The organism is Escherichia sp. KCJ4928, from assembly GCF_004352695.1.
In the GTDB taxonomy this organism is placed as follows: domain Bacteria; phylum Pseudomonadota; class Gammaproteobacteria; order Enterobacterales; family Enterobacteriaceae; genus ECMA0423.
Genome location: NZ_SJWV01000211.1, coordinates 1 through 6,550 on the forward strand (window position 1 = coordinate 1; position 6,550 = coordinate 6,550).

The window sequence follows — 6,550 nt, forward strand, 5'->3', positions numbered from 1 at the left end:
ATCAGGTACTGGGGGGGAGTAGAATCAGATTGCCGAATTAATACTAAGAATTATTATCATGACCGAATTTACAACTCTTCTTCAGCAAGGAAACGCCTGGTTCTTCATCCCCAGCGCCATCTTACTTGGTGCGCTTCATGGCCTGGAACCAGGGCACTCAAAAACGATGATGGCGGCGTTTATCATCGCCATCAAAGGCACCATTAAACAGGCGGTGATGCTCGGACTGGCAGCAACTATTTCGCATACCGCAGTGGTCTGGTTAATTGCCTTTGGCGGGATGGTGATCAGCAAGCGCTTTACTGCTCAATCAGCAGAACCGTGGCTCCAGCTGATTTCCGCAGTGATCATTATTGGCACCGCGTTCTGGATGTTCTGGCGTACCTGGCGCGGCGAACGCAACTGGCTGGAGAATATGCACGAGTATGATCATGAACATCATCACCACGATCACGAAGATCACCACGACCATGGACATCATCACCATCACGAACATGGCGAGTATCAGGATGCCCATGCACGAGCCCATGCCAATGATATTAAACGACGCTTTGATGGTAGAGAGGTCACCAACTGGCAAATTTTGTTATTTGGCTTAACAGGTGGTCTTATCCCCTGTCCGGCAGCAATTACCGTGCTGTTGATTTGCATTCAGTTGAAAGCCCTGACACTGGGCGCAACACTGGTCGTCAGTTTCAGCATTGGCCTGGCGTTAACGCTTGTCACCGTAGGCGTTGGCGCAGCAATCAGCGTTCAGCAGGTCGCAAAACGCTGGAGCGGATTTAACACTCTCGCTAAACGCGCCCCCTATTTTTCCAGTCTGTTGATTGGCTTAGTCGGTGTGTATATGGGCGTACATGGCTTCATGGGCATAATGCGATAACTCAATCCTTTAGGCTTGCATGTTATCTTCAGCCCAGGATGATTCTTAAATCAGCTATTTCCGCTGACTCTCTGCTCGCTAAGGATGCTTTTAGGGCATCCTTTCATTTACACTTTTTACGAAATCATGGGATCACTAACAAAATATCGCTTGTCAGTTATATTGTATGGCAGGAAAGATATGCGACTGATATTACAGATCCCCAAAGTGGAGAGTTTATGACCATTAAAAATAAGATGTTGCTGGGTGTGCTTTTGCTGGTTACCAGTGCCGCCTGGGCCGCACCAGCCACCGCGGGTTCGACCAATACCTCGGGAATTTCTAAGTATGAGTTAAGCAGTTTCATTGCTGACTTTAAGCATTTCAAACCAGGTGATACCGTCCCAGAGATGTACCGCACCGATGAGTACAACATTAAGCAGTGGCAGTTACGTAACCTGCCCGCGCCTGATGCCGGGACGCACTGGACCTATATGGGTGGCGCGTACGTGTTGATCAGCGACACCGACGGTAAAATCATTAAAGCCTACGACGGTGAGATTTTTTATCATCGCTAAAAAAAGCCCCCTCATCATGAGGGGGAAATGCAGACACCTTGTTATTTTTTATTATTAGCCACTTGCTCGTCTTGCTTGTTATTAGTCGTATTTCACGTTGATTAATGCGGTTGCCTCCAGTGCGCCAGATTTAATTTTATTTGTATCGTAGACGTAGTAACTGGCTGTTATCGGAATTGAAACCGTTGTATCTGTAAGTTTTGACTTTGCCGCAATTTCTTTTAAATTTGTGTATCCTTTACTGCTGTTAGTGATATTTAAAAGTGTGACTGACGAACCATTACTTTCAAGAATAAATCCTACGCCATTATCTTCCGCACCTTTCAGTATTGTGTTGCTGTTGGTTAACAAGTCAGAACTTGATAAATACACCTGCATTTTCCGTGATGTTTGATTTTGTTGACCTAATAAATTTTTACAACGCAGAATAATATCCCCTTGTTTACTATTTATTGTTGCTTTGTTACCTGTGGCTGGTAATTGTGAAACGGGAATACTGTCTAAAGTAATTAATAAATCGTCCGGTTTGCAGGTTGTGGTTATCGGGTTGTATGACAATGTCAGATTAAAGGAATAGACACCTGCATTTTGTGCCAATGCATTTCTGTAGCTATTTACACATGCATCCCATGACTTGCCACCTAATAAACACAGTAGAAATTGTACTGCGGCACTCCCGCGTGTCGATGATGAAGCACTGGATAATGTCGCAACTCCATTAATCATCACTGAACCGCCGCCCCCCGCAGAAACATTCACTTTTGCATTACTGGCCGCAGGTGTCACCGTTACCGAATAACCACTGGTGAAACTGGTCTGATTATTTGATAACGTGATGTTGTTTTTATTGGTCCATTCAAAATGTAAATTTAATTTAATGGTATCGTTATAAAGTCCAACAATAATATCCGACGGGCTCATAGGGGTGATAGTATTTGTACTCACGCATGACGAATCATTAAAATTATGCTCATATGTCGCCATTTGTGTTTGAGTAAGTGCAAAATCCCCCTGAACAACCAAATTGTGCTGAACAGATAACTCACTATAACATGCCGCATAGCTCACAGGCATAACCATCATCATTACTATAAATAACATTATACGAATATTCATAACCACCTGACTATTACTGGCAAATATAGTTTCTACTTTCATCAATCTCTTTACCGAAGGTGATTGTGCATGAAAGTCCTTGTTGCTTATCAATTGCTACATTAACCGATGGCGGTACTTCATTGGTGCGAATAAATAACTGGCTTCCCTGACCGACAACGCCAATATTATGACCATGGATATCATTAACTTCATAACCAAACATTAATGGTTGCCCATCCGCTCTTAACGCTTTTATAAACCAGGGCTTGCGCTGATCGGTATCAAAATTAACCAGTACAACCGCGCCGCGATAAGGTGCGGCAATTTTCCGGTTGCCACGTAATTCTGCTTCGCTATCGCTTTGCGACACATCCAGCATCAGGTGATTTTCCCGATAAGGTGTCATTCCGTCGTATACCACCACTCCATTACGGTTTGTTGTGCGATATTTTTGCCCATTGACATAAGCATCTTTAATTCCTGGCGCATTCATCACAGCAAACGTTTCGGAAAGACGGTTCGCCAGATTAACGCCCCCCGACCAGGCGACAATGCCCCCTGAAACACTGGCTCCAGCCTGTCGATAAGTACTCGACTGACTATAACTGCCATTCACTGTCGCAACCGGCGCGTTCCAGGTCAAATTCGCCCCAGCTGTCGTTTCATTTCCCTGATTCTGATAACTCAGGTTGACCCCATAGTTAAACTGATCCCGGCTTCCAACGGTTCCTGATAATCCCGTATTATTTGAGGCAAACCCCTGATCATCAAACGTCGTTGAGTTAGACATATATATTTGCCGACGAGGCGTCGTAACGTCATCACCCCAATCAAAGGGAATCGATATAAAAATATTAAAACGTTTCTCTTCATGATGATTCTCGTCATACGCCTGGCTTGCCGCGAGGATATAGCTTATCCGCCGCCAGTTATTGGAATAACTCAACTGATAATCCTTACTGCTGCCGCTACGCCCCCAGTAATCTCGCCATAACGTACTTAAGGACACAGACCCCCAGCCTTCTGGCAATGACTGGCTCATATTGGCAGAGAAGCTATTTTTACGGCCAAAATCGTTCTGGTAATAATCGGCAATGTCATAGACATCGTTTTCATCACGGCGATAATTATCTTTATTGTTTGCCCAAACGTGATCATTAAATGTCCGGTAATCACGCGATGAATAACGCCAGGCCGCCAGACCAAAACGCGTCGACGTTTGGCTCACAAATTTGTTGTAGGCAATTTGATAACTTTGCCCGTCAAACACATCGCCGTTGTCTTGTTTACTATGCGACTTCGTGGCATCGACGGAAATGGCACCAATGCGTGTATTCCAGCCAGTCCCCAAAGTAAACGCGTAATAATTATTCGCGACCATCGAGCCACCATACAGCGTCAATAAATTATTAAAACCATACTGATAACCCGCCTGGACAAAATCACTTTGTTTGCTCGCCCCTTCAATATGGCTACGACCCGCCGCAAAATCATATTTCGATACGCCGGGTTGCAGCATATTTGGCACTGCTGCATAAGGCACCAGATAGGTGGTTACCGAGCCGTCCGCCTCTTTCACGCTGACATCAAGATCTGCTCCACCACCGGCCAACTGCAAATCTGTAATCGCGAACGGGCCAGGAGGAACCTCTTTCTGATAAACCACAAAACCGTTCTGTTCAATAGTTACCAGCGCATTACTCTGAGCAATCCCCTGCACCCGTGGCGTAAAATTTTGTTTCGAGTTAGGCAACATCTGCATATCACGAAACAACCGCACACCGCTGAAGCGAACAGAATCAAAAATATCGCTTGATGTGTACATATCACCCACGCGAAGCGTGCCGAGAAGTTGGGCAAATCCACGTTCCAGATACAGGGTATTGCTTTTCCACACCCCTGGATTGTTATTTGTTTTACTGAAACTGGCATCAGAATGCAGTTGCCACCCCAGTAAATTTAACCCGCTGTTAAAACGTACATATGTACTCTTACTATTACCCGACGCTTTATAGTCACTGTAATACTGACTCACATAATAAGAGGTATAAAACGCATTAATACCCCGCTCCCAGTTTTCCGGTGGAACATAGCCACTTTCCAGTTCTTCCACCCAGGCCTGCGGGACACTGAAATCGAGACGAAAAACCCCGATATCCCAGGTATAGCTCCCACCCTGAACAAGTTGCTCAAATGTTAAACATTGCTTACCGCTGGCGAAGTTATCGCTATTAATGCCTAACCGCTTGATAACTTCTATTGATAAACATGTTTCTTGCGGGTTGTCTTTAACAATAATCTCATATTTCCCGCGCCATTGCTTATTGACATAAATATCGATGTCATACTGCCCCGGTAAGGGTTGATTATCATCAAGACGAATATTTGCAACCTGCTGGTCTTTCATTCCACCTATCATAAAATGGGTATCAAAGGTTTCTTCAGCTGCATAAGCTTCAATGCCGAGCAATAACGCTACGATTGCTGATGCAAGTGGGGTCATTCTCAACATAGGCAGCTCCTGCAATTAAATTTTGTCACTAATATAGTTGCCGTGGTCATCGATAATGGTCAGATACCAGTTATTTGCATTATTACTTTTGACATTAACACTCTGACTTTCTAAGGGGGCAATCATTATAGTTTCATAATTGACTTTGACATTATTAGCTTTGACATCCGAAATCGTCACCCAATTAGCTGAGTCATTTTTTATCACCAATCCATTGCCACTGCGACTTACCAGTAACTTTTTAAAGGTCGCTTTATTTACCGGAGCAATACCCGCTGGCCGGTAAAACAACTTAATTCTGTTTTGCATCGCAAACTTCAGTGCATTTTTGCCTTCTTGCTCTGGACTATTTGGTGGAATATCCAGAACATTCAGATAAAAAATGCTTTCTTTATTAGTGGGCAGTTTATTCGGCATAATTTTGATTTTTACTTGCTGCCCGGAATTTGCCCCTATTTTTGCCACTGGTGGCGTTAACATGAAAGGAACCTGAATTTTTTCTGGTGGTAACGACGTATCGCCATCATCAATCCACGCCTGCAGCAGCGAAGAACGGTTTCCCTGGTTCATCAACTGCACCATAACTTCTTTATTTTCTGCCGGGTAAATAATGCGCGTCCCGTAGATAACAATTCCGGCATGTGCAGGAAGGACCATAGAAAAAATGAGTAAAGATAATAATCCTTTCATCTTAATGCCTCTTAAATTAAAAAGCCGCCATGGGGATAGCGGCCATGTTTATTACCTGGAGAAACTTACAATTTTATTTATTAATCCTGCGCCACACGCATAACCAGAGAAGATAACACATCACCTGATTGCACTGAGTTATCTGTCAGTTTCAGGTATTTTGCTTTAAACGGAATAGCATATTGACCTTCCGCTGTTTTATAACTCTCAATGTTAAAAGGTGCAGAAACATCCAGGACATCGCTGTTATCACCTAAATAGAGATAGTAACCCACGGTATCGTTGCTACTGGCTATCGCCTTATCGTTACCGGTTATTTTATCGTTGGTAATCAACGAGAGTTTTACACCAGCAACTTCTTTCGGGCAGCTAATTTTTAACATGCTGCTGGTTACACCGACTGCATCATCATAGGTAGAATATTTAGCTTTACCTTCAAAGACAGTGGTTGGTACAGTCGGCATATTAATACTTACTGAATCACCACCCGCTTCGAATTTACACGGAGATTCTGCAATATTCCCCTTAATAGTTAATGTTCCGGTATCAACGTCTGCAGCAAATACTCCAGCGCTCATAAAAAAAGAAGAAAAGACAGCGGCAGCAATAATTGAACGTTTCATAATATGTTCCTTAATAAAATTTATTTTTGGTTGTTAAGAGTCTGTATCTCTTGGAAACAAATTTCTCACATCAAAAAAGTTACCGCAATGTAAACACATTGTTTTATTGATTTAAAACAAATTAACCATTGCAATATAAATACAAAAAATGTTTAAGAGTATTAACTATTTATCGCATCTATCAATT

6 protein-coding genes are annotated in these 6,550 nt (G+C 43.2%); 2 read left to right on the forward strand and 4 right to left on the reverse strand.

Going from position 1 to position 6,550, the window contains the following annotated elements; translation table 11 throughout:
- Positions 1 to 58 precede the first annotated feature (58 nt).
- Entirely contained in the window at positions 59 to 883 is an 825-nt protein-coding gene (rcnA, locus tag E0D98_RS20435) for a nickel/cobalt efflux protein RcnA (protein WP_000134576.1), read from the forward strand.
- Positions 884 to 1,101: 218 nt separating this feature from the next.
- Positions 1,102 to 1,440: a Ni(II)/Co(II) efflux transporter accessory subunit RcnB gene (rcnB, locus tag E0D98_RS20440; RefSeq protein ID WP_000153074.1), complete on the forward strand. Its 339-nt coding sequence runs from the start codon at positions 1,102 to 1,104 to the stop codon at positions 1,438 to 1,440.
- Between the two features lie 81 nt (positions 1,441 to 1,521).
- Here the strand turns inward: rcnB and E0D98_RS20445 are convergent, their stop codons facing one another.
- From E0D98_RS20445 to E0D98_RS20460, 4 genes are all read right to left on the reverse strand, one after another.
- Positions 1,522 to 2,556: a putative fimbrial-like adhesin protein gene (locus E0D98_RS20445; RefSeq protein ID WP_001378220.1), complete on the reverse strand. Its 1,035-nt coding sequence runs from the start codon at positions 2,554 to 2,556 to the stop codon at positions 1,522 to 1,524.
- Positions 2,557 to 2,569: 13 nt separating this feature from the next.
- Complete coding sequence (locus E0D98_RS20450) at positions 2,570 to 5,050, reverse strand: fimbrial biogenesis outer membrane usher protein (RefSeq protein WP_000945409.1); 2,481 nt, start codon at positions 5,048 to 5,050, stop codon at positions 2,570 to 2,572.
- Positions 5,051 to 5,065: 15 nt separating this feature from the next.
- Positions 5,066 to 5,740, reverse strand: a complete 675-nt coding sequence (locus E0D98_RS20455; RefSeq protein WP_000677398.1) for a fimbria/pilus periplasmic chaperone — start codon at positions 5,738 to 5,740, stop codon at positions 5,066 to 5,068.
- An 80-nt stretch (positions 5,741 to 5,820) separates the two neighbouring features.
- Positions 5,821 to 6,363: a fimbrial protein gene (locus E0D98_RS20460; RefSeq protein WP_000830468.1), complete on the reverse strand. Its 543-nt coding sequence runs from the start codon at positions 6,361 to 6,363 to the stop codon at positions 5,821 to 5,823.
- Between the last annotated feature and the right edge of the window lie 187 nt (positions 6,364 to 6,550).

Excerpts from the sequence above, each read along its gene's own strand:
- rcnA (WP_000134576.1), top strand. The coding sequence starts at position 59 with ATGACCGAATTTACAACTCTTCTTCAGCAAGGAAACGCCTGGTTCTTC.
- rcnB (WP_000153074.1), top strand. The coding sequence starts at position 1,102 with ATGACCATTAAAAATAAGATGTTGCTGGGTGTGCTTTTGCTGGTTACC.
- E0D98_RS20445 (WP_001378220.1), bottom strand. The coding sequence starts at position 2,556 with ATGAATATTCGTATAATGTTATTTATAGTAATGATGATGGTTATGCCT.
- E0D98_RS20450 (WP_000945409.1), bottom strand. The coding sequence starts at position 5,050 with ATGTTGAGAATGACCCCACTTGCATCAGCAATCGTAGCGTTATTGCTC.
- E0D98_RS20455 (WP_000677398.1), bottom strand. The coding sequence starts at position 5,740 with ATGAAAGGATTATTATCTTTACTCATTTTTTCTATGGTCCTTCCTGCA.
- E0D98_RS20460 (WP_000830468.1), bottom strand. The coding sequence starts at position 6,363 with ATGAAACGTTCAATTATTGCTGCCGCTGTCTTTTCTTCTTTTTTTATG.